The sequence below is a fragment of the Mucilaginibacter dorajii genome (assembly GCF_024808255.1).
In the GTDB taxonomy this organism is placed as follows: Bacteria; Bacteroidota; Bacteroidia; order Sphingobacteriales; family Sphingobacteriaceae; genus Mucilaginibacter; species Mucilaginibacter dorajii.
In genome coordinates, this window is the sequence record NZ_JANTYS010000006.1 from 277,053 (window position 1) to 299,783 (window position 22,731).

Genomic DNA, 22,731 nt, shown 5'->3' on the forward strand with positions numbered 1-22,731 from the left:
AAAACATGACCCCTGCTACCAATGATCCTTTAGGTTTTATTAATAATAGTCCGCAGGGAATACAATCTGGCGCGCAAACGGATTTGGTGCAATTGCTGCTGTACGAAATTATCCGCGTTAAAGAGTTGATATTATATTATGACTCCATCCCCAATGGAGGTGGCCAGCTTGGCTCATCAATTTTGAATGAGCTGGTATCTGAGGCCTACAGTTCATTAGTAAATTACGATACCATACTAATGAAAAAATACTACGATCTGTTGCTTAATTGCGATTAGAGGCCCCCTAACCCCCTGAAGGGGGAATGATTTGCCAAATTTAAGGGGTGGTACTCTTGTATCCTTTAACATGGCATAAAGTTTACAAATAATTACAGCACCAACATCCGCGGGATTTCTATATTTGCATATGAACCACCTGATAGCACCATCAATATTAGCTGCCGATTTTGCCAACCTGCAACGCGATCTGGAAATGATTAACCAAAGCGATGCGGATTGGGTGCATGTTGATATTATGGACGGCATGTTTGTGCCTAATATCTCTTTTGGTTTTCCTGTGGTTGCTGCCACCAAAAAGCACGCCACCAAGCCGCTGGATGTTCACCTGATGATTGTTGACCCGGATCGCTATTTAAAAGCCTTTAAAGACGCTGGAGCGGATGGTATGACTGTTCATTACGAAGCTTGTCCGCATTTGCACAGAACCATTCAGGCTATTAAAGAGCTTGGCTGCAGGGCAGGAGTGGCCCTTAACCCGCATACACCGGTTGCTTTGTTAGAGGATATCATTGCCGATTTGGATATGGTACTCATCATGTCTGTTAATCCGGGCTTTGGCGGTCAAAAGTTCATCGCCAACACTTATAAAAAACTTAATGACCTGAAAGAATTAAGTCGCGAGAGAAACCCAAACCTATTAATTGAGGTTGACGGTGGCGTTGACCAAAGCAATATTGAAAAATTATTACAAGCTGGTGCAAATGTGCTTGTTGCCGGCAGTTCTGTGTTCTCGTCGGCCAGCCCGGCCGCCGCGATACATAACCTAAAACACCCCTAAAAGTTATTACAATTGTAATAATTACTACCAACCTTATAGGATAAATTTAATATTTGCAATCAAAAAGGCTTTTGTTGATTAATTGTATATTTTTTCAAAAAACGTAAATTAATCCTATGAATTTTGTCAAATTGATTAACTTCGGCCCAACTAAATACAAAGTTCCTAATCAAGTATTCAGAACCTACAATTCGTTAATTATATGAAACATAATTTTGGTGCCGGACCAGGCATTTTACCTCAGGAGGTTTTAAAACAAGCTTCCGAGGCAGTTATTGATTTTAATGGTACAGGATTATCATTACTGGAGATCTCACACCGGTCGAAAGAATTTGAAGCAGTTTTGGACGAAGCTGTTGCATTAGTGAAAGAGTTATTTGCTGTACCAGAAGGTTATTCGGTATTGTTTTTACAGGGCGGTGCCAGCACACAGTTTGCTTTGGCGCCTTACAATCTGTTACCATCAACAGGCAAGGCTGCTTACCTTGAAACAGGTGTTTGGGCAAATAAAGCCTTAAAAGAAGCTAAATATTTTGGCGAAGTAGAAATTATTGCTTCCTCAAAGGACGCCAATTTTACCTATATCCCTAAAGATTATACTATTCCTGCCGATGCGGCTTATTTCCACATCACTTCAAATAATACCATTTATGGTACACAGTTGCAGGAGTTCCCTAAATCACCGGTACCGGTTGTTTGCGATATGTCGTCTGATATTTTCAGCCGCAAAGTAAATGTTGCCGATTTTGGTTTGATTTACGCTGGTGCTCAAAAAAATATGGGTCCTGCGGGCGTTACCCTGGTAATTGTTAAAGATGATTTGTTAGGTAAAGTTGACAGGAAAATCCCTGCCATGTTTAACTACCAAACACAAATTGAAGGTGGTTCAATGTATAACACTCCTCCATGTTTTGCTATCTACGTATCAATGCTTACCCTGCAATGGTTAAAAGCAAAAGGCGGTGTTGAAGTAATTGAGCAGGAAAACATAACCAAAGCAAGGGTATTATACGAAGAAATTGAGCGTAACCCTATATTTAAGCCTGTTTGCGCCGTTGAAGACCGTTCAAATATGAATGTAACCTTTGTAATGGAAAATGCCGAACTGGAAAAACCTTTCCTTAAGTTATGCGACGAAAGAGGCATAATAGGTATTAAAGGCCACAGAAGCGTAGGCGGTTTCCGCGCTTCAATCTACAACGCGTTGCCTATCACCAGCGTTTACGCCCTGATAGACGTAATGCAGGAATTTGCTGAATCAAACAAATAATTTACGTCATTAAGTCATTGGGTCATTAAGTCATTTTTTATGGCAATGACCCAATGACCAAATGACTCAATGACTTAATAAGATGATCAAAATATTAGCTAATGACGGTATCGACCCGATTGGGAAACAACTTTTAGAAGAAGCTGGTTTCTTTGTTGATACTAATAACATCCCACAGGATGAACTATCTGTTAAATTACAAGAGTACGATGCTATTACTGTGCGTAGTGCTACCAAAGTGCGTAAAGCCTTAATTGACGCTTGCCCTAATCTTAAGGTGATCGGCCGTGGTGGTGTTGGTATGGATAACATTGATGTTGAATATGCAAGGGAAAAAGGCCTAAGCGTTTATAACACACCTGCATCTTCATCATTATCTGTTGCCGAGCTTGTATTCGCCAGCTTATTTGGCGCGGTTAGGTTTTTACCAGATAGCAACCGCAAAATGCCGGTTGAAGGTGGTACCAAATTCAACGACCTGAAAAAAGCCTACGCAAAAGGTATTGAACTGCGTGGTAAAACTTTAGGTATTGTAGGCTTTGGCCGTATCGGTCGTGAAGTAGCTAAAATAGCTATCGGCGTTGGTATGGAAGTATTAGCTTATGACTTGTTCCCGTTCAATCCTGAGCTGGATATTGTTTTAGGTGGCGGTACAACAGTTAAAGTAAGTGTGAAAACTTCAACTTTAGAAGAGGTAACCAAAACAGCCGATTTTATTACCCTGCACACACCGTTCATCGACAAAGCTCTTTTTGGTGCCGAGGAATTGGCATTGACTAAAAAAGGTGTTGGCCTGGTAAACATTTCACGTGGCGGCTTAATTGATGAGTTAGCCTTGGTTGACGCTTTAAACAGCGGACAGGTTTCATTTGCTGCTTTAGACGTATTTGATAATGAGCCAACCCCTCGCGAAGAGATATTAAAACACCCTAAAATTTCGCTTACACCACACATTGGTGCTGCTACTAACGAAGCACAAGAGCGTATTGGTGTTGAGCTTGCTAATTTGATCATTGATCACTTTAAGAAAGCGTAACACTAATTTTGCGGATTGAATCGAATTTCACGAATTTGATTTTGTGCGAAACTTGCTGATAAAACGAATGGCACGAATTCATAAAGAGTTCGTGCCATTCATTTTAAAAAACCATGTCATTGCGAGGAACGAAGCAATCGCGAACTGTGCAAATCCGCTCTGTATAGTATGCGATTGCTTCGTGCCTCGCAATGACATAACTCGTTAAGCTGTACTATAATATATAAGTCACATCCTTCTCTGGTACCGTAACCTTATAACCTTCTTTTTCAAGATCATCTGCCAACAATTGCATAGATGAGCCTTCGCCGTGTACTAAAAAAACGTTTTTCAATTTGGTTTTATCCTGGTGTTTAACGTTATCCATCAGGTCCTGGTGATCGCCATGGGCGCTCAGTACGTCGGTCTGTTTGATTGTTGCGTAAACGGATAGCTCACGGTCTTTAATGTGAACAATAGGATCGCCTCGTAACAAACGGTGGCCTAAGGTTCCTTTAGCGCAATAGCCGATGAAAAGGATGGTGCAATAGTAATTCTGGATATTATAAAACAGATGATCCTGTATGCGGCCACCCTCCAGCATACCCGCTGATGAAATGATGATGCAAGGCTCCCAGTAATTAGAGATCTGCCGACTATCTTTAAGTGTTTCTATATAAGTAAGGTTATCAAACTCAAATTCGTCGCCTTTATCTTTATAAAATTCCTGGGCTTCCTGGTTTACATGGCTGTGATACTTACGGAAAATACCGGTGGCCATAGTAGCCATGGGGCTATCAACAAAAACTTTTACCTGTGGTAATTTCCCTTCGGTAAAGATCTTATTTAAGGAATATACTAATGATTGGGTACGGCCGATACTAAACGCCGGGATAATTAAACGGCCTTGTTCTTTTACACAAGCCTTATCAATAACTTCAATTAAGGCATCCTCTACTGATTTACCTTTGGTATGGTAACGACCTCCATAGGTTGATTCTGAAACTAAGAAATCAACAGGGGGCAATTCCTGTGGATCATTTAAAACTGGGTAGTTTTTTCTGCCGATATCGCCGGTAAAGGCGATTGATTTTTCTTCACCATGTTCTGTCACCCTCAAAACTGCCGCTGCCGCGCCTAAAAGGTGACCAACCGGGATAAACGTTAGTTCGATATTGCCATTAACGCGAAACGGACGGTTAAAGCCGATGGTTACAAACCTATCTACCGTATCCATCACGTGTTTTTGCAGGTATAAAGGCTGAGCGCCGCTACCAGAGTTGAATTTTCCTTTGCCTCGTTTACGGTTGCCTTTGCCAGCTTTATTCATGAAAATGCTTACTGAATCGAGTAAAAGTAATTCTGTAAGATCGGCAGTGGGAGGGGTGCACAGGATCTGCCCGTTAAAACCGAGCCTGACTAATGTAGGCAGGTTACCGGAATGATCGATGTGCGCGTGTGTAAGAATCACCAGGTCAATATCCTCGGGCCTGAAAGGGAAGTTTTCGTTTGATTGTATGCTGCGGTCCTTCTCATAATCTAACCCGCAATCCACTAATATCTTATATTGGTCAACCTCAAGCAAATGCATGCTGCCGGTTACCTGTCGGGCCGCCCCGTGAATGGTTAATTTCATATTAAGTTAGACGTGGTACGTATTACGTTATACGTTTCCTTATTGCATAAATGAAATGGCTTTTTCAATTTACGTCTTAATTCGTGAATATAATAGTTTATTTAGGGCTTTTCAAAACGTATCACGTAAAACGTTCAACGTATAACTTAAACTACCCTGCCTGCGTTTCAAACTGTAGCTGGCTTAAATAGCGGTATAGGCCCTGTTCGTTGCCAATTAATTCGGCGTGATTACCACTTTCTATGATCTCGCCTTTTTCAAGTACAATGATCTTATCCGCTTCGCGGATGGTTGAAAGGCGGTGGGCGATAATGATGGAAGTGCGATCTTTCATCAACTCTTCTAAGGCCTCCTGTACCAAACGCTCAGATTCTGAATCTAAAGATGATGTAGCTTCGTCCAAAATCAGGATAGAAGGGTTTTTAAGCAGGGCACGCGCAATAGCGATGCGCTGGCGCTGGCCGCCCGAAAGTTTTACACCACGCTCACCAACAATGGTTTCATAACCTTCGGGGAATGATGTAATAAACTGGTGCGCGTTAGCGCGTTTAGCAGCCTGTATAATATCTTCTTTAGATGCGTTAAGTCTGCCGTAGGCAATGTTTTCCAAGATCGACCCACCAAACAGCAATACATCCTGCGGTACTATAGCTACCTGGTTACGGATATCGGTGATTGAATACTCATCAGCCGTACGGCCATCAAATAAGATAGAGCCGTTTTGGGGATGGTAAAACTGCAATATTAGTGATGCCATGGTTGATTTACCCGAGCCGCTTGGCCCTACAATAGCCACTTTTTGGCCGGCTGCCGCATCAAAAGAAATTCCCTTTAAAATAGTTAATTCCGGGCGAGAAGGGTAGGCAAATACTACATTATCAAAAGTCAGGTCGCCTTTAATCGGTTGATCTACCTGGTTATTGTTTTCAATCATGGAGATGTCCTCGCCTTTCTCGGCCAGGATCTCTAACACCCGTTCACTTGCGCCCACTGCTTTTTGCAGGTTGGCATACAAATCGGGAAAGCTACCCATGGCCGCGCCAGCGAAAATTGAGTAAAAAATAAATTTAGTGAGTTCGCCAAAATCTAACTCGTGGTTATGAACCAAAACCGATCCGTACCAAATCACACCAACAAAAGTTCCAAAAAGGAAAAAGACTATAAACGACGCAAAGATGCCTCTGAATTTAGCCCCTTTTACAGCTATGTCGACAACATTTCTTAAAATTTTATTGTAACGATTAGCTTCATAAGCTTCATTAACAAAGGCTTTTACATTGGCAATACCTTGTAAAGTTTCTTCTACTATCGTATTCGATTCACCAAGTTTATCTTGAGCCTGGCGTGATAGTTTGCGAATGAATCGTCCAAATATCACAGCGAATGCAACTAAAAAAGGAAGAACGGCTAAAACAGCAAGTGTAAGTTTTGGCGAAACTATTGTAAGGAAAATTACGCTGCCAATCATGATAACTAACTGTCTTACAATCTCTGCAATTGTTGTTGTTAATGTATCCTGAATTTGTGATAAATCAGCAGAAATCCGACTGTTCAATTCACCAACTCTATGATTTGCGAAAAAATTCATAGGGAGAGTAACCAATTTAAAATAAGTATCCCGCCTTATATCTGCCAAGGACATTTCAGACACTTGTACAAACCATAAGATTCTAAAGAAGGATATTATTGCCTGGAAAAATAGCAGGACCATACCACCAAGCCCTATAGCCTGTATACTGTGAGGCAAAAAAGGGTAATCGTACTTGTTTTGTGAAGCATTTATTAAAGCCCCGAGTATAGCCGGAAATGCCAAGCCTACAAGGCTGGATATAAACAAAAAAAACATCCCTAAGATGAATTTGCCGCGGTATGGCTTTAAATAGCTTAATAGTTTTGCAACTTTACGAATGCTGCTTTTGTTTATTTTTGCCTTTGGTAGTTCGGTTTCAGTCTTCGCTCCACTGTTCAGTCGTCCTCTTGCCATTTATAATTTTAGTAGTTAAGCCGGCGAATTTAAGCCTTAAGTTTGTTTCTCTGGTATAACAAATACAAAATTGACGCAAACATGAATACAATGATGGTAATATAAACAGTGCTCAGGGTACTTTTATGTTCTAAATCGACTTTTAATTGTGCATCGCGTTGCTTTAGTTTGTTTAAAGCAGCGGCGTAATTTTGACTAATAGTTTCAGCTTCTTTCCCGTGATCCTGAATTTGCCTTTGCTGAAAAGCGCTGTATTCAAACAGGATCTTCAGTTCCTTAAAAATGTTGTCGTCGGTTTTAGCTATGTCCATCAAGATGTTGCCCGACCGGCGAATATCATCTTTGGTTTGAAAACCAAAAATACCGGTATGCTGACTTAAACTTTGGCTGTACTGCCCAAATTTAAGTTTACGGTCGGCCAACATCTGGTTTATTTTTTTACGTTGATTTTGGTAGGCGATGGAATCGGCGTCAGCCTGCGTTTGCGCAAACAGGTTGCCCGCCGCAAAAAAGCACAGCAAGCCAAGCAGTATCAATTTTTTCATATCCTAAATTTACTGAAATTCAATGATCACCTTATCATTAAGGTTTAAACCCAATAAGCCGCTGGCGTTGCCTTTATTAATGGCAATTTCTAAATGATCGCTAATGCCAAACAGGCAAAGTTTTTCGCCAACGGGTACCTCGTTGTAATGCCAGCTCAGATGATTTATCGTTTCGTTGCGCTTAAAATTCAACACAAATTTACGGCCCTGCTGCACACTGTTAAAAAACTCCTTGGTAATATTAGTTATCACGTTTTGAAACGAATCGATATAGATCACCACACCTTTGATCAGGTTTTTTTCGATAACAGGCTGCAGGTTCATTTTGTTTTCAATATCATGTACAGGTAAACCTATCTCGCTTAATTTACCGCCTTTGGCCAAATGGCATGCTGCCTTTACAAAGATATCGGCAAGGGGGAAGTGTAAAAACTTCAGATCCTGCATAATATTGATCTCTACTATCTCTTCCGGATCGGTATCAAACATCAATGAAAAAATTCCATTATCGGCACCGACAAAATAATGTTTTTTGTACCTTACCGCCAGGTACTTTGTATGATCGCTATAAACGGTATCAATGCCGATAAGGTGCACGGTATCCTCTGGGAAGTAGTAAAAACTGTTCTTTAATATAAACGCGGCCTGTTGCACGTTAAAGGCCGCCACACTGTTGGTAATATCAACAATATTCACTGTGGGCAGTAATTTATAGATGCTTCCTTTTAAAGCAGCCTGATAAATATCTTTATCGCCCAGATCAGTAGTTAATGTTATTATTGCCATTAATTTTATAAATATTTATTGCTAATCTTGTAATAGCATTTGAAGCTACAAATATTCAATTTTTAATTCATAAAAATCCGCAACTAAAAATCAAATTAGTATTGAACGAACTAAAGCTATCAATTGAAAACGTAAATCCAGCCGTATTGTGGGGGCCTAATAATGATCATTTTGAGATCATTAAGAAACAGTATCCCAAGCTTAAAATAGTTGCACGTGGCAGCGAAGTAAAAGTTTTGGGTGATGATCACGAACTGAATGTTTTCCAGGAGAAATTTTCGCACTTGCTTAGTCACGTTGAGAAATTTGAGAACCTGAACATTACCGACCTTGAACGTATTTTAGGGTCAAAAGCAACTACCGCGCCATCTACAGACCAGGTAACCGATAAATTTGCCAGCGGCGAAGTGATCGTTTTCGGTCCGAATGGTGTAATGGTAAAGGCACGTACCGCCAACCAGCGTAAAATGGTTGATAGTATTAATCAAAGCGATATTCTTTTTGCAATTGGGCCTGCAGGTACCGGTAAAACATACACCGCTGTAGCATTGGCCGTACGCGCGCTCAAAAACAAAGAGATCAAGCGCATCATCCTTACACGACCGGCCGTTGAAGCAGGGGAGAACCTTGGTTTTTTACCCGGCGACTTGAAAGAAAAGATTGACCCATACCTGAGGCCATTGTATGATGCTTTGGATGATATGATCCCGGCCGAAAAATTGAAGTTTTACCTGGAGAACCGTACTATTGAAATTGCACCCTTGGCCTTTATGCGTGGTCGTACTCTGGATAATTGCTTTGTGATATTGGATGAGGCTCAAAATGCCACCGATATGCAGTTAAAGATGTTTTTGACACGTATGGGGCCGTCGGCAAAGTTTATAGTTACTGGAGATGTTACCCAGATAGATTTACCAAAAAAACAACAATCGGGCCTGCACACAGCCCTGCGCATATTAACAGATATTAAAGGAATTGAAATAGTATACCTAAGCGGAGAAGACGTTGTACGCCACAAACTGGTGCGCAAAATATTAGCAGCTTACGGAGATATACAATAAAGGAGTATCAAGTAGTAAGTATCAAGTATCAAGATTTTTGGCTTTAAGAGTTAAAGTTTGATACGTGATAGAAAGTGCCAACCTTTGTCTTACTACTTGATACTTACTACTTGATACTAAAAGAATGAATTCAATAAAAGAAACACATTTTAACTTCCCGGGCCAAACCGGTTACTACAAGGGGAAGGTACGCGATGTTTATACGATAGATAATAAATACCTGGCTATGGTGGTATCCGACAGGATCTCGGCCTTTGACGTGGTATTGCCCGAAGCTATTCCTTACAAAGGACAAGTGCTCAATCAGATAGCCGCCCGTTTTTTAGAGGCTACTGCCGACATTGTACCCAACTGGGTTATCTCAGTGCCAGATCCAAGCGTTACCATTGGCCGCATCTGTGAGCCGTTTAAGGTAGAGATGGTGATTCGTGGGTATTTGGCAGGCCATGCCGCGCGTGAATACGCTGCCGGCCGCAGGCAGGTTTGTGGTGTTAGTTTACCCGAAGGTTTAAAAGAGAACGATATCTTACCGCAGCCTATCATTACCCCAACTACCAAAGCATCGGTAGGGCACGATGAGGATATCTCCAAAGAAGATATCTTGGCACGTGGCATTGTATCTGCCGAAGACTACGCTCAATTGGAAGCTTATACCCAGGCCTTATTTAAACGTGGAACCGAAATTGCCGCTAAACAGGGACTAATTTTAGTTGATACCAAGTATGAGTTTGGCAAAATAGATGGCAAAATTTACCTGATAGATGAAATTCACACACCCGATTCTTCGCGTTATTTTTATAAAGAAGGTTATGCGGAACGCCAGCAAAAAGATGAACCTCAAAAACAGCTTTCAAAAGAATTTGTAAGAAGGTGGTTAATTGAAAATGGTTTTCAGGGTAAAGATGGGCAAGTTGTGCCGGTGATGACACCAGAAATTGTTGAATCGATTTCTGACCGTTATATTGAACTTTACGAGAAAATAATTGGCGAAGCATTTGTAAAATCAGATACTAATAGTGTATTAAACAGGGTAGAAAGTGCGATCAATCATGCACTTAGTGTGATGTAGTTTTTAATTCCACATAAATAAATCATATCTTAGCTTATAAATTTTAATAAGAATGAAATTTGCTGTCGATAAACACGAGAAATATATTTTAGTGAAGCTGAATGAGTCAAAGCTGAATTCATTGGTTACGCCCCAACTAAAATCCGAACTGATCCTGATCAACACGGAAGGGCAAAGGAATATCATTCTTGATCTTTCTAACGTAAAGTTTGCCGATTCATCTGGTTTAAGCAGCTTGTTGGTTGGTCATCGTTTATGCAAAAACGCTTCTGGTGTATTTATCCTTGCAGGTTTGAATGATGCGGTTGCCCGTTTAATTACCATTTCGCAACTGGATAACGTGCTTACTATAGTGCCTACTGCCGAAGAAGGTGTTGATTTGATCTTTATGGAAGAGATCGAAAAAGAATTGAAAAAAGAATCAAGATAATTAATGATTGTTATCCCATTATGAAATTTGAGGTAACAATACTCGGAAGCAGCTCTGCAACTCCCATATTTAACAGAAATCCTACAGCACAGGTGCTCAACATAAATGAGCACCTGTACTTAATTGATTGCGGCGAAGGCACACAGCAGCAAATGCTTCGTTTTGATATTAAAGCCAGCCGGATAGATTACATTTTCATCAGTCACCTGCATGGTGATCATTATCTTGGCCTGGTAGGTTTGTTATCATCTATGCACCTTAACGGGCGCAAAAAGCCGCTATATCTTTTCGGCCCGCCGCATTTAATGGAGATCATTGATCTGCAATTAAAATATTCTGAAACTGCGCTTCATTTTCCGCTGGAATTTAAAGAAACCAATACAGAGCAGCCTGAGGTGATAGTGAGCAACAACGATATCATCATTGAAACCATCCCACTTTATCACCGGATTGATTGTACCGGCTTCATTTTCAGAGAGAAGAAACGTTTGCGTAAACTTCGTAAAGAAGTAATAGAACAATTGGAAATCCCTGTGCCTTATTTCACCGCCCTTAAAAAAGGGCTTGATTATACGGCACCGAATGGCGAAGTATTTAAAAATGAAGATTTGACAACAGATTCGGCCGAACCCAAATCATACGCCTATTGCTCGGATACTATTTACTCTGAAAACTATTTTGAGCAGATAGCCAAAGCCACGCTGTTATATCATGAATCTACATTTTTGAACGATATGCTGGATAGGGCTAAGGAAACAAATCACACCACCGCATTACAGGCAGGGGAGGTGGCGCTGAAAACAAATGCTAAACGTTTACTCATCGGTCATTTTTCGGCCCGGTATAAAACACTTAATGAGCTATTGGAAGAAGCCCGCTCCGTTTTCCCTGATACCGACCTGGCCATTGAAGGAAGAACTTTTTATATTGATTGATGTGCAGATTTTTTTGATTTGAAAATTTGAGTATTTGAAGATTTGAAAATGAGGTTTTAAATATGCAGATGTGCAGATTTTTTGATTTAAGTATTTGAAAATGTATGATAAAGATAAAAAAGGCCGGTGATCAATATTGATCACCGGCCTTTTTTATCTGTGGACTTCTGTCTTGATTCTTGACTCTAATCTCTTGATTCTATTCCCTTCCTCAGTCTTTTTTACCGCCGAATACCGAGAAGCTTACGTAGCGTTTTGGATGTGCTTTAAGATCGATCAATAGGTTATTGAGACTGTTGGTGGCGTTATCCATATTCCTGTAAACCTTATCATCATTCATTAGCAAGCCTAAAGTACCTTTGGTTGAATTGATGTTGGCAATGGTAGCCTGCAAATCGGCCATGGCTTTATTAGCGTTATCTAAAGTGTTTTTAATGTTTGATGCGGCAATATCATTGCTCACTTTTTCAAAATTGGCGGTAATGCCGTTAACGTGAACTGTACTGGTTTTTAAATTGCCCGATACAACTTCAGCATTTGAGAGAATGCCGTCAATATGTTTTGTTTGTGAGCCTACCAGGTTGTCTATTTTTTTGGTGACACCTTCTAAGGTTTGCAACGAGTTGGCAATACTCATAAAGCTGCGATCAACATTCTTTTGAAAATTTGGGTTCAGAATTTTGTTGATGGCAGCCAGTGATGAATCGAGCTTGTTGATCAATTGTTCTGCCTTTTTCTGTATAGGCTGCAAGCTTTCTGCAAGGCTGCCCTGTATATCGGCTTTCAGCGTGTCTTTATTTTCAGCAAGAATCTTACTGTTGCCCAATTCAAAAACAATGGCTTTGCTGCCTAAAAGATCCGTGCTTTCCAACTTGGCAAGCGTGTTGTTTGGTACGTCGTACTTTTCTTCTATTTTAAACTCAACTATGGTGCGGCCATCTGGCTGAAGTTCCATTTTTGAGATGCGGCCAATCTGGAAACCATTTACCAATACCGGTTTTGATACACCAAGACCTTCTACGCTATTATAAACAGCGTAAAATTTATTTGATCCCGAAAAAACGTCGTTGCCTTTTAAAAAGCTATATCCTAATACAAGTATCGTTATGGCTATTACGGTAAGCGCACCTATTTTGGTTTCGTTTGAAATTTTCATTAAGCAGAGTAAGTAGTATGTGTGATTATATGTTTTTGTTTTTAAAGCACATTCGTGCTGTTTGCTGTCGGTAATGTATTATTTTGTAATATACGTTTGAACGGGGCATTAAGTTTGGCAGTAAACGCCAACTGAGTGCTTTTATTACTGTGAAACGTTTTCAACTGCGCTTTTGTAGTTCAATAATGCACGTACTATCGAACTTACAATCTCGTTCTGGCCATCTTCTGAATTAAGGTATTCTTCGTCTTTTGGATTATTAATGTATCCTGTTTCGACCAGTACCGAAGGCATGGCAGTGTGGCATAGTACGTAAATACCTTGTTCCCTTAAACCTTCGCTTTGCCTGCCATCAGTTTCTGTAAACTCATTATTAATGAGGGTAGCCAGTTTGATACTTTGTTGCCTGAATTTTCTTTTATACTCATTGGTTAAAATAACGGTAATGGGATCATCCGGGTCCAGACCTGCATCCATACCAGAGTCTTCTTCAACCTGGTTATGAACAATGGTTTTTTCTTCTTCTTTTGATCGGTGTAAACCATAAATAAGCAATAACACCCCACGACCGGAACGATCTGGCACAGTAACGGTACGGTAAACCGCTTTGTGATGTTTGGTGCCTACCTGCTCGCGCACCCGTCTGTCTGATAATGAATTGCAATGGATGGACACAAAAATGTTCCCTTTGTTTTCGTTTGCTATTTCGGCACGTCTTTCAAAGGACACATCGTCTTCCGTAGTGCGGGTTAAAACAGCGTTTACGCCAGGCATATCTTTTTCTATAGCTTTTTGCAATTTTAGTGCAATAGCAAGCGTTACATTTCTTTCCTGTGAAAAGCTGCCCGAAGCTCCATGAGAAAAATGGCCCGTGCCGGTAGGTTTACCACCGTGACCAGGGTCGACAATGATAGTTTTGATTTTAAAACCACCGTTATTTAAAATAGTGTCTGTTTTTATGGAACCATAAGATGTGCCCGGGAAATATGAAAGGAGTACAACTAATACCGATAAACTATAAATCAATCTTTTCAATGCCCTATTTTTCATTATTTTTGAACGCTGTTAACTATATCTGCAAAAATACTATTCATAATCAATTTTGAAATTCATAACACTTTTTTTTCTGCTTGCAATTATTTTAACGGTGAGTGTATTTGTTGCCCAAAGCAAAGGTACACATAAGCGCTATAGCCGCAAGGTTATTGCCGATACTATTATAAAACTTGACACCAACAAGAAAAAGGATCGTAAACTCCTTAAAATTAATAAATCTTCTCAAAATTCAATTAACAGCGACGGGCAGGCCGGGAAAAATCTGAATGTTGCACCGTTAAATGACACTATTACTAAAAAGATAGACACAGGGAAGAACAAAAAGATTAATCCTACCCCGATTATCCCCGGGAAAAACGGCCCTGCTCAGGTAGATACCACTAAGGATAAAGGTGCCATACAATCTGAAGTAAAGGCGGTTGCCGAAGATTCAACCATTGTTGACAACGATCATAATGTTTTATACCTGTATGGCCGTGCAAGGGTAACCTATGAAGATTTTGAACTGGATGCCGATTATATCCGGGTCGATCAGAAAAATCACCTGATCTTCGCCAGCGGTAGTATTGATCCACGTACCAAACGCTATATCGGCCGGCCGATCTCTAAATCGAAAAACGAAAAGCCAATCGCTTCAGATTCCTTATTGTTTAATTATAACACCAAAAAAGGTAAATTATATAATCCCGCATCAGAGCAGGAGGGAAACTTTATATCTGGCGGGCAAGCTAAAAAATTAAACGAAACCGAGGTTGCTTACCGAAACGTAATTTTCAGTACCTGCGATTTGCCTTATCCCGATACCCACTTTGGCATTGTGATAACCAAAGGTATCGGCGAAAAAAACAGGATCATATCTGGCCCGGCTTATTTGGAGATTGAAGGGGTGCCTTTGCCGTTGGCTATTCCTTTCGGCTTTTTCCCCAAACCCAACCAGCGAACATCCGGGGTAATATTGCCCACTTTTGGTGAAGATGCCAAACTGGGCTTTAAACTGGCGGGCTTTGGTTATTACCTTGGTTTTAGTGATTACATGGACTTAACCACCACGGGTACCATATATTCTAAAGGATCATACGAGGTAAATGCTACATCGCGATATTTGGTGCGTTATAAATATAGTGGTAACATCTCGCTGAGTTATGGATCACATAACTACCAGCTGCCAGGCGATCCTCCTGTAAAGGATATTCACATTGATTGGACGCACTCACAGGATCCAAGTGCCAATCCCGGTTCAACGTTTAGTGCTTCGGTAAATGCAGGTACATCCGGTTATTTTTCGCGTAACCCATCAACCTCAAACTATAATGTGGTAACTGCTGCTCAAAGTAGCTTACGTTCAAGTATCTCTTACGGTAAAACATGGGCGGGTACGCCTTTTAATTTAAGTGTGGGTATTGGCCATAGCCAGGATATTGCTAATAAAACCATCACTATTGAGTTGCCAACTATCGCATTCGGCATGTCGTCCATAAATCCTTTTGATTCAAAAGATAGGGTGGGCGAACAAAAATGGTATCAAAAGATCACCATTAGCTATAATTTGAATGCCACTAACAAAGTAAATAATATCCCCGAATCGGAATTGTTTAAAAGCTCGGTTACCAGGCGGTTGCAAAACGGTTTTCAACACCAGATCCCGGTAAGTTTAGGCCTAAATGTGCTTAAGTATTTCCAGTTTAACAGTAGTGTGAATTATACCGAACGCTGGTATTTTCAAAGTATAAATAAACATTTTGAACGGGGAAGTGTCTCCAGTTCAGACGCGTTAATTGTTGATACCCTACAGGGCTTTAAGCGCGCAGGTAACTATAGTATGAGCACGGGTTTATCAACTAAGGTTTATGGCACCTGGACTTTTAAACACGGCAATTTAAAAGCGATAAGGCACGTAATGACCCCTTCGATAGGATTTGGGTATACGCCAGATTACTCCGATCCAAGCTATGGCTACTATAAAACTGCGGTGAGCACCGCAAGCGTTCCGTACCCTTATACGCATACCAAATATTCGATCTTTGAAAATGGTGTTTATGGGTACCCTTCAAGCGGTAAACAGGCAGGTATCAGCTTTGCTTTGGACAACACTATTGAAGCCAAGCTAAAAGCAAAAAGTACCGATACATCTGGTACCGATAGAAAAATAACGCTATTACAAGGTTTATCCTTTTCAACATTCTACAATTTTGCTGCCGATTCTATGAAACTGGCAAATATCCAGTTTTCGGGGCACACTGCTATCTTTAAGCAAAAAGTGAATATCAGCTTTAGCGGTGCTTTTAACCCATATGTAACCAGCGTACATGATTCTATTGCCAATAACACCATTGTGCGCACAAGCCAGCTTATTAATAAATACAGGTGGTCAAACGGGCAATTTCCTCAGTTAAGCCAGGCGAGTATTTCTGCAAGTGGTAGCTTAAACTCTACCACAGCCAAAGCCCCGGGTACGCCTGCAGTTAATACATTGCAAAGTATAGGCGCCCAACAGGCACAAAGGCTGGCGCTCATCAACAGCGATCCTAACTCATATGTAGATTTTAACGTACCCTGGAATATATCTCTTAACTACAGCTATAGCTATAGTAATTATCTTAACCAGGTGCAAACCAGTAACACCATAATGATAAGTGGTGATGTAAGTATCACCCAAAAATGGAAAATTCAATACTCAACTAACTATGACATTAAGGCGGCTAAATTGAGCAGTGCAACGTCATTTTCTATTTATCGCGACTTACATTGTTGGGATCTTTCGTTTCAATGGGTACCTTTCGGCTACTTAAAATCATATAACGTAACATTGAAGGTTAAATCAACTATTTTGCAGGATTTGAAACTGAGCAAAAGGAACGATTATTCAAGTAGCAGAACTTTTTATTAATTACCATGCTGGCAGAGATCATTACCATTGGCGACGAAATACTTATAGGACAAATTGTTGATACCAACTCGGCCTGGATGGCCAGGGAGTTAAATAAGATAGGGATCCGGGTTAAACAAATCTCGTCGGTATCAGATGATAAAAATCATATCCTGAAAGCCCTGGCTGAAGCTGCCGGCCGTGCCAAAATTATTTTTATTACGGGCGGTTTAGGTCCAACCAAGGATGATATCACTAAAAAAACGCTGGCAGAATATTTCGGCGTTGAGTTGGTTGAAAATGAAGAAGCACTTGAAAATGTAACCCGGATTTTTGCCAAATATAATCGTCCTTTATTGGAGGTAAACAGGCAGCAGGCTTTTGTACCGGCAAATTGTGTAGTTGTACCCAATAAAAACGGAACAGCCCCCGGTATGTGGTTTGATCATGAGGACGTAATTTACGTATCGATGCCTGGTGTTCCTTTTGAAATGATGTACATGATGGAAGAGGAGGTAATTCCTAAAATTGTTGCTACATTAAAACTACCATCAATAGTTCACAAAACATTGTTAACAGTAGGAGAGGGAGAGTCTTTCCTCGCCGAAAGAATAGCTGATATTGAAGATTCTTTACCACCCTATATCAAACTGGCTTATTTACCAAAGCTTGGCCAGGTTAGGTTACGTTTAAGTGCCTTTGGCAATGATGTTAACTCGTTACAAAATGAGGTAGACGCATTTGCCGCCAGAATAATTGAAAGGATAGGTCGTGTTTTTGTTGTTGATCAGGATATCCCACTTGAGAAAGCCATTATGGATAAGATGGGCGACCTGGGCCTTACTGTATCGGTTGCCGAAAGTTGCACAGGCGGGTACATTTCTCATTTGTTTACGCAGCATGCCGGTGCTTCAAAAGTGTTTTTGGGTGGCGGTATTGTTTATTCATATGATTTGAAAGAGCATATATTGGGGGTAAAACATGAAACTCTTGAGCAATTTGGCGCTGTTAGCGAACAAACGGTGAAGGAAATGATAGAGGGTGCACTTTTAAATTTTAAATCTGATTTTGCTATTGCGGTAACCGGTATTGCAGGACCTGATGGAGGCACTGCCGATAAACCCGTTGGTACTGTGTGGATTGCGGCGGCAGGCAAGGGGAAGCTGTTAATAAAGAAATACACATTTGGCAACAAAAGACAGCAAAACATTGAAAGGAGCGCTGTGATGGCATTATCAATGTTGAATACTTTACTAACAGATGTTGCAGAATAAAGCTTAAAATGCATATTTTTGGGGTTAAGTATAATTTCTACATATGGCCAAATATCAACTGTTACTGCCAAAAATGGGTGAAAGCGTTGCCGAAGCAACGGTGATCAAATGGAACAAAAAGCCAGGAGATCATGTTGATGCGGATGAGGCGGTAATGGAAATAGCTACTGATAAAGTAGATTCTGATGTGCCTTCGCCGGTGGCTGGTAAACTGCTTGAGCAATTTTACCAGGAGAACGACGTAGTACAGGTAGGTGCTGTTATTGCCATTATTGAAACTGCTGATGCAGAGCCTTCAATTGCAAAAGATATTGAACCAACCACTACTGCGCCAGAGACACCAGAAGCACACACATTTACAGAGCACGCACCTGCAATTGAGCATATTCCTTTTACTGAGCCCGTTGTAGTTACCGAACAACCGGCAGCAGTTGTGGAAACGCCAACCTTTGCACCGTCTTTTGAATCTGAACAGCATACCGACATCCCTGTTGATATTCCTGGCATTAACCAGTTGGATCAAAAAAGTCCATCTCCGTATAATCAATCATTTAAGGGTGAGGGCCGATTCTATTCGCCCTTGGTACGCAACATTGCAAGCCAGGAAAATATTAGTATCAATGAGCTTGATACCATTCCCGGAACAGGATCAGAGGGCCGTTTAACCAAAGACGATCTTTTAAGTTATATTCAGTATAAACATTCGCCGGCCGCCTCGCCAAAAACGGAAGCGCCTTTGGCTACTGCAACACCTCCGGTTGTAAGTGAAACTGTTAAGCCAATAAGGGCTGCAGCGCCAGGTGAGCAGCCTGTAAACGCGCCTGTGTCACCAGCTCCCGAACCGGTAATTGCCGCAGCGCCTGTTTTAACGGCTCCCGAACCGGTGGCTATACCTGAGTCTCCTAAAGAAAAGCCGGTTGAAATTAAATCTGCAGCTCCTTTAAGTTCGGTATCTGGTGCGGATGAGATCATTGAAATGGATAGGATGCGCCGTCTGATTGCCGATCATATGGTGATGAGCAAGCAAACCTCGCCGCATGTAACCTCTTTTGTTGAGGCCGACGTAACCAGCCTGGTGATGTGGCGCGAAAAGGTGAAAAATAGTTTTGAAAAGCGCGAAGGTGAAAAAATTACCTTTACACCTATATTTATTGAGGCTGTAGTTAAAGCTATCAAGGATTTCCCTATGATTAACGTTACCGTTAACGGTACACAGATTATAAAAAAGGCCGCCATCAATATCAGTATGGCGACCGCTTTACCAAGCGGTAACCTTATTGTACCTGTAATTAAAAAAGCCGATGAGTTAAACCTGTTGGGTATTACTAAAGCGGTTAACGACCTGGCTAACCGCGCACGTAATGGTAAACTATTACCGGATGATGTAAGGGAAGGTACGTTTACTATAACCAATGTAGGCTCTTTCGGCAACGTAATGGGTACACCTATTATCAATCAGCCACAGGTAGCTATCCTGGCAGTAGGAGCCATCAAGAAAAAACCAGCTGTGATAGAAACACCCGAAGGTGATGTTATTGCTATTCGTCATATGATGTTCTTGTCTTTATCTTATGATCATAGGGTAGTAGATGGTGCATTAGGAGGCTCCTTTGTGCGTAGGGTAGCAGATTACCTTGAAAAATGGGACGGAAACAGGGTTGTTTAAATTTCGACCGATACTACTATAAATAACAAAAAAGCCGGCATAGTCTGGCTTTTTTGCTATAGTACATTTTTAAGTGCCGCAAATGACAATAAAGTGGATAAAAAAAAACCCGCTGGTTTTCACCAGGCGGGCCCTTTCAAATCAATCAACTGTACAAGTATTTTATGGCTGCTTAACTAAAGTATAAGCTGCGGTTTTATCATCTGCGGTAGGTAAGAAGGTTATTTTGTACGTTCCTGTAGCAGGTACCGGGATGTTATCATCATCTGACGATGCTAACGTTTTTCCATCGGCGCCTGTTTTTGGTATACCGTAACTGATAGCCCAATCATGGCCTTTTCTTATCTTGATTGTTCCTGATGATTTCAAGGCCAAAGTAACGCTCCATGAACCGGTGCCATCATTAGCCGCTTTCATATCCACATCATTACCGGCATTCCATCCGTTTGCACCATCGCCAATAATACTGTAATAGTTTTTAGTGGCGTCAAAAGTTATTTTGTTGGTGTTGATATTAAGTGTAACGGTGTAAAAACCTGCTGTAGCAGGGGCGTAAAAGTTATTTGCACCGCCCACAACAACATTGCTGCTGGTAGTGTTTTGAGCATCTGTAGTAGCGTATTTATTGTCGTAGCTGCCTCTGCCCGGCACAACCAGGAATTGACTGTAGCTATCAGTGAAATTGAGGATGCCAACATAGATGCCATTGCTGGTAGCCGATAGTAAACTATCCTGGTGTTTAATATCCCAGCCTTGGTAGGCACCTACGGTATATAAAAATGAGGTAAGGTTAAATGGCGTTGCATTTAGCGTAATATCATTTGAATAAGTTGGGGTTGTTATAGAGCCTGTAAACTGCGTTTTTAAGCGGGCATGTACAGTGGTGGCAACGCCGCCTGTTAATTTTAAAGATAACAGCACATTGTTAAAATCAAGCACGGTAAAGGTTTTTGAAACATCTTTAATGCCTAATGATGTTTCTTTTGTTAATGAATCAACAAAAGTAGCAGATGTACTTATTTGTATTACATTGCTTGTAGCCGCGCTAAAGCCAAATTTCGGTGCTGTTAAATTAAAGGTAACGGCGTTATCGGTCATATGATCCTTACTAAGGGCAACCGTTGTGGTATTGGCGCTTAAAGTACCTTTGGCTCCTGTACCTGATATAACTACCTTATTGCTGTCATCCTTTTTACACGATGCCAGTATCAGCAGTGACATACCGCATAATACCGAAAATTTTGTAAATATTTTTTTCATTTTCTTCTAAAATTTAGTTGATATAACAGCCGGCAGTATCAGAAATACTGCCGGCTATTTTATTAATAACCTGTATTTTGTTTTAAATTGGTGTTGGCTGCCACATCGCTGCTTGGCAGTGGGTATAAGGTTCTGTAGCTATCAACGCCTTTACCTGTTTTTACGCCGCCTTTATATGGCCACAGGTAGGTATCTTCTACAAATTTTCCGAAACGAATTAAATCCGTACGGCGGAATCCTTCCCAATATAGCTCTCTGCCTCTTTCGTCAAGGATGTTGTCAAGTGTTAAGCTGGTTAAATTACCATTGGCGTTGCCATAAGCCCGGGTGCGTATCAGGTTTATATAACCTAAAGCAGTAGCATTATCACCGCCGGCGCCACCTCTTAAAACGGCTTCGGCATAGGTAAGATACATTTCAGATAAGCGGAAAATTGGGAGGTCCATATCAGCATAATCCAGGCTTTGCGGAGCACCGCCATTTATTTTGATGTCCTTAAACTTAGTAATACCGTACCCATCTGTAAATGTGCCTATATCGTTAATTTCCAGATTTTGACCGTTGGTGTAAAACTGAGCGCGTTTATCGGCACTTGAAGCACCTCCCGGAAATAGTGCCACCAATGCTTTGGTGGTACGTAAACCAGCCCAGCCACCGCCTATACCAAAATCACTTGCGGGCATTGATCCGCCCACCGGCGCATGAGTCATGAAAGTTGCGCCACCGTAACTTTGGGTGTGTAATCCGTCATAATTGATGGTAAGGATAAACTCACCTGTGTTAAGGTTGTTATCTGCACGCATTAATTTGGTGTAATCGCTTATCAGGCTATAACCGGCGCCAATTACCTTTTTTGAATAAGTTATTGCGTCAGTCGATCTATCGGTACCTGTATAAACTTTTGCATTCAGGTATAACCTGGCTAATAAGGCCCATTCGGCAGCTTTATCGGCACGTCCGTATTCATTAGTTTTTGGATCTGCCAAACCTGCGTCAATTGCCTTTAATTCAGATTCTACATAGTTAAAAAGATCCTTACGGGTAATTTGTTTAGGCAAAGTTGAACCCAGCGCATCGGCATCTGTAACGAAAGGAGGGTTACCAAAAAGATCAATTAACGAAGCATATTGGTAAGCCCTTAAAAAACGAGCTTCGGTTTTATATCTGCGGATATTATCAGCATCGGTACCAGAAATGCCCCTGCTGCTTAGGTTGGCATCAGATGACTGGCGAATGAAATCGTTGGCCAAAGTTATCTGATAAATAGACCTGTAATACAAGCCCTTTAAGAACACGTTGCTTGAAGACCAACTCATGTTGTGGAAATCTGGCAAACCAACATCGCCCCACCCAACAACAGCCTCGTCTGTAGGTAACTCCTGCGCGCACCATAACAAACGGAAATAATCTGATGTCCCCTCATCTATACCTTGGATATCGCCGTTACCGGCCGGGCCAGAGTTACCAGTAAGTGCAAATGCGCCATAAACTTTTGCAAATGCTTGTTTATAACCGGTTGCTGTGCTGTAAACCTGTGCCGATGTAACATCATTAGTGGGCAACAGATTTAATTTTTTGGTACATGATACCAAGCTACCGGATACTAAACCGGCAATTATTATTATTTTAAATGAATTTCTTTTCATGCTGATTTTTTATAATT

General features: G+C 41.0%; 19 protein-coding genes. 11 read left to right on the plus strand and 8 right to left on the minus strand.

What is annotated here, in order from left to right; genetic code table 11:
- The first annotated feature begins 5 nt into the window (after positions 1–5).
- The 4 genes from FHS10_RS10650 to FHS10_RS10665 all read left to right on the plus strand — a co-directional run bounded on the left by FHS10_RS10650 (position 6) and on the right by FHS10_RS10665 (position 3,365).
- Positions 6–278, plus strand: coding sequence for a hypothetical protein (locus FHS10_RS10650; RefSeq protein WP_259090269.1), 273 nt, complete (start codon positions 6–8; stop codon positions 276–278).
- A gap of 130 nt (positions 279–408) precedes the next feature.
- Complete coding sequence (gene rpe, locus FHS10_RS10655) at positions 409–1,059, plus strand: ribulose-phosphate 3-epimerase (RefSeq protein ID WP_259090276.1); 651 nt, start codon at positions 409–411, stop codon at positions 1,057–1,059.
- 202 nt (positions 1,060–1,261) lie between these two features.
- A complete protein-coding gene (gene serC, locus FHS10_RS10660; RefSeq protein WP_259090278.1) occupies positions 1,262–2,329 on the plus strand; it encodes a 3-phosphoserine/phosphohydroxythreonine transaminase in 1,068 nt (355 codons plus the stop codon).
- Between the two features lie 82 nt (positions 2,330–2,411).
- Complete coding sequence (locus tag FHS10_RS10665) at positions 2,412–3,365, plus strand: D-2-hydroxyacid dehydrogenase (protein ID WP_259090280.1); 954 nt, start codon at positions 2,412–2,414, stop codon at positions 3,363–3,365.
- A gap of 214 nt (positions 3,366–3,579) precedes the next feature.
- Here FHS10_RS10665 and FHS10_RS10670 read toward each other — a convergent pair whose 3' ends face one another.
- From FHS10_RS10670 to FHS10_RS10685, 4 genes are all read right to left on the minus strand, one after another.
- The gene (locus tag FHS10_RS10670) at positions 3,580–4,980 is read right to left on the minus strand and encodes an MBL fold metallo-hydrolase (RefSeq protein ID WP_259090282.1); all 1,401 of its coding nucleotides are present in this window, start codon (positions 4,978–4,980) and stop codon (positions 3,580–3,582) included.
- Between the two features lie 151 nt (positions 4,981–5,131).
- Positions 5,132–6,964, minus strand: a complete 1,833-nt coding sequence (locus FHS10_RS10675) for an ABC transporter ATP-binding protein (protein ID WP_259090284.1) — start codon at positions 6,962–6,964, stop codon at positions 5,132–5,134.
- A gap of 29 nt (positions 6,965–6,993) precedes the next feature.
- Positions 6,994–7,509 carry a hypothetical protein gene (locus FHS10_RS10680; RefSeq protein WP_259090287.1) on the minus strand — a complete coding sequence of 172 codons (516 nt, stop codon included), beginning with the start codon at positions 7,507–7,509 and terminating at the stop codon, positions 6,994–6,996.
- A gap of 9 nt (positions 7,510–7,518) precedes the next feature.
- Positions 7,519–8,295 carry an SAM hydrolase/SAM-dependent halogenase family protein gene (locus FHS10_RS10685; protein WP_259090288.1) on the minus strand — a complete coding sequence of 259 codons (777 nt, stop codon included), beginning with the start codon at positions 8,293–8,295 and terminating at the stop codon, positions 7,519–7,521.
- A 101-nt stretch (positions 8,296–8,396) separates the two neighbouring features.
- On the opposite strand from FHS10_RS10685, the gene FHS10_RS10690 reads away from it, so the two are divergent.
- The 4 genes from FHS10_RS10690 (at position 8,397) to FHS10_RS10705 (ending at position 11,790) form a co-directional block, all read left to right on the plus strand.
- Positions 8,397–9,356: a PhoH family protein gene (locus FHS10_RS10690; protein WP_259090290.1), complete on the plus strand. Its 960-nt coding sequence runs from the start codon at positions 8,397–8,399 to the stop codon at positions 9,354–9,356.
- A gap of 124 nt (positions 9,357–9,480) precedes the next feature.
- Positions 9,481–10,425 (plus strand): phosphoribosylaminoimidazolesuccinocarboxamide synthase, encoded by a 945-nt coding sequence (locus FHS10_RS10695; protein ID WP_259090292.1) that lies wholly within the window; start codon positions 9,481–9,483, stop codon positions 10,423–10,425.
- A gap of 52 nt (positions 10,426–10,477) precedes the next feature.
- Positions 10,478–10,855 (plus strand): STAS domain-containing protein, encoded by a 378-nt coding sequence (locus FHS10_RS10700; RefSeq protein WP_259090294.1) that lies wholly within the window; start codon positions 10,478–10,480, stop codon positions 10,853–10,855.
- Positions 10,856–10,875: 20 nt separating this feature from the next.
- On the plus strand, positions 10,876–11,790 hold the full coding sequence (locus tag FHS10_RS10705) for a ribonuclease Z (RefSeq protein ID WP_259090295.1): 915 nt from the start codon (positions 10,876–10,878) through the stop codon (positions 11,788–11,790).
- Positions 11,791–12,001: 211 nt separating this feature from the next.
- On the opposite strand, the gene FHS10_RS10710 is transcribed toward FHS10_RS10705, so the two are convergent.
- Positions 12,002–12,946, minus strand: a complete 945-nt coding sequence (locus FHS10_RS10710) for an MlaD family protein (protein ID WP_259090304.1) — start codon at positions 12,944–12,946, stop codon at positions 12,002–12,004.
- Positions 12,947–13,090: 144 nt separating this feature from the next.
- Positions 13,091–13,996, minus strand: a complete 906-nt coding sequence (locus FHS10_RS10715; protein ID WP_259090305.1) for an N-acetylmuramoyl-L-alanine amidase family protein — start codon at positions 13,994–13,996, stop codon at positions 13,091–13,093.
- Between the two features lie 97 nt (positions 13,997–14,093).
- On the opposite strand from FHS10_RS10715, the gene FHS10_RS10720 reads away from it, so the two are divergent.
- From FHS10_RS10720 to FHS10_RS10730, 3 genes are read left to right on the plus strand one after another with little or no spacing between them, the layout of a single operon-like run.
- Positions 14,094–16,889, plus strand: a complete 2,796-nt coding sequence (locus FHS10_RS10720; protein WP_259090308.1) for a putative LPS assembly protein LptD — start codon at positions 14,094–14,096, stop codon at positions 16,887–16,889.
- 5 nt (positions 16,890–16,894) lie between these two features.
- Entirely contained in the window at positions 16,895–18,142 is a 1,248-nt protein-coding gene (locus FHS10_RS10725) for a competence/damage-inducible protein A (RefSeq protein WP_259090310.1), read from the plus strand.
- 43 nt (positions 18,143–18,185) lie between these two features.
- Positions 18,186–19,808: a dihydrolipoamide acetyltransferase family protein gene (locus FHS10_RS10730; protein ID WP_259090312.1), complete on the plus strand. Its 1,623-nt coding sequence runs from the start codon at positions 18,186–18,188 to the stop codon at positions 19,806–19,808.
- Positions 19,809–19,970: 162 nt separating this feature from the next.
- On the opposite strand, the gene FHS10_RS10735 is transcribed toward FHS10_RS10730, so the two are convergent.
- Together FHS10_RS10735 and FHS10_RS10740 are read right to left on the minus strand one after the other, a co-directional pair.
- Complete coding sequence (locus FHS10_RS10735) at positions 19,971–21,068, minus strand: SusE domain-containing protein (protein WP_259090314.1); 1,098 nt, start codon at positions 21,066–21,068, stop codon at positions 19,971–19,973.
- 62 nt (positions 21,069–21,130) lie between these two features.
- The gene (locus FHS10_RS10740) at positions 21,131–22,714 is read right to left on the minus strand and encodes a RagB/SusD family nutrient uptake outer membrane protein (RefSeq protein WP_259090323.1); all 1,584 of its coding nucleotides are present in this window, start codon (positions 22,712–22,714) and stop codon (positions 21,131–21,133) included.
- Positions 22,715–22,731 lie beyond the last annotated feature (17 nt).

Excerpts from the sequence above, each read along its gene's own strand:
- FHS10_RS10735 (WP_259090314.1), bottom strand. The coding sequence starts at position 21,068 with ATGAAAAAAATATTTACAAAATTTTCGGTATTATGCGGTATGTCACTG.
- rpe (WP_259090276.1), top strand. The coding sequence starts at position 409 with ATGAACCACCTGATAGCACCATCAATATTAGCTGCCGATTTTGCCAAC.
- FHS10_RS10650 (WP_259090269.1), top strand. The coding sequence starts at position 6 with ATGACCCCTGCTACCAATGATCCTTTAGGTTTTATTAATAATAGTCCG.
- FHS10_RS10740 (WP_259090323.1), bottom strand. The coding sequence starts at position 22,714 with ATGAAAAGAAATTCATTTAAAATAATAATAATTGCCGGTTTAGTATCC.
- FHS10_RS10685 (WP_259090288.1), bottom strand. The coding sequence starts at position 8,295 with ATGGCAATAATAACATTAACTACTGATCTGGGCGATAAAGATATTTAT.
- FHS10_RS10725 (WP_259090310.1), top strand. The coding sequence starts at position 16,895 with ATGCTGGCAGAGATCATTACCATTGGCGACGAAATACTTATAGGACAA.
- FHS10_RS10675 (WP_259090284.1), bottom strand. The coding sequence starts at position 6,964 with ATGGCAAGAGGACGACTGAACAGTGGAGCGAAGACTGAAACCGAACTA.
- FHS10_RS10730 (WP_259090312.1), top strand. The coding sequence starts at position 18,186 with ATGGCCAAATATCAACTGTTACTGCCAAAAATGGGTGAAAGCGTTGCC.
- FHS10_RS10665 (WP_259090280.1), top strand. The coding sequence starts at position 2,412 with ATGATCAAAATATTAGCTAATGACGGTATCGACCCGATTGGGAAACAA.
- FHS10_RS10695 (WP_259090292.1), top strand. The coding sequence starts at position 9,481 with ATGAATTCAATAAAAGAAACACATTTTAACTTCCCGGGCCAAACCGGT.
- FHS10_RS10715 (WP_259090305.1), bottom strand. The coding sequence starts at position 13,996 with ATGAAAAATAGGGCATTGAAAAGATTGATTTATAGTTTATCGGTATTA.
- FHS10_RS10680 (WP_259090287.1), bottom strand. The coding sequence starts at position 7,509 with ATGAAAAAATTGATACTGCTTGGCTTGCTGTGCTTTTTTGCGGCGGGC.
- serC (WP_259090278.1), top strand. The coding sequence starts at position 1,262 with ATGAAACATAATTTTGGTGCCGGACCAGGCATTTTACCTCAGGAGGTT.
- FHS10_RS10705 (WP_259090295.1), top strand. The coding sequence starts at position 10,876 with ATGAAATTTGAGGTAACAATACTCGGAAGCAGCTCTGCAACTCCCATA.
- FHS10_RS10670 (WP_259090282.1), bottom strand. The coding sequence starts at position 4,980 with ATGAAATTAACCATTCACGGGGCGGCCCGACAGGTAACCGGCAGCATG.
- FHS10_RS10700 (WP_259090294.1), top strand. The coding sequence starts at position 10,478 with ATGAAATTTGCTGTCGATAAACACGAGAAATATATTTTAGTGAAGCTG.
- FHS10_RS10710 (WP_259090304.1), bottom strand. The coding sequence starts at position 12,946 with ATGAAAATTTCAAACGAAACCAAAATAGGTGCGCTTACCGTAATAGCC.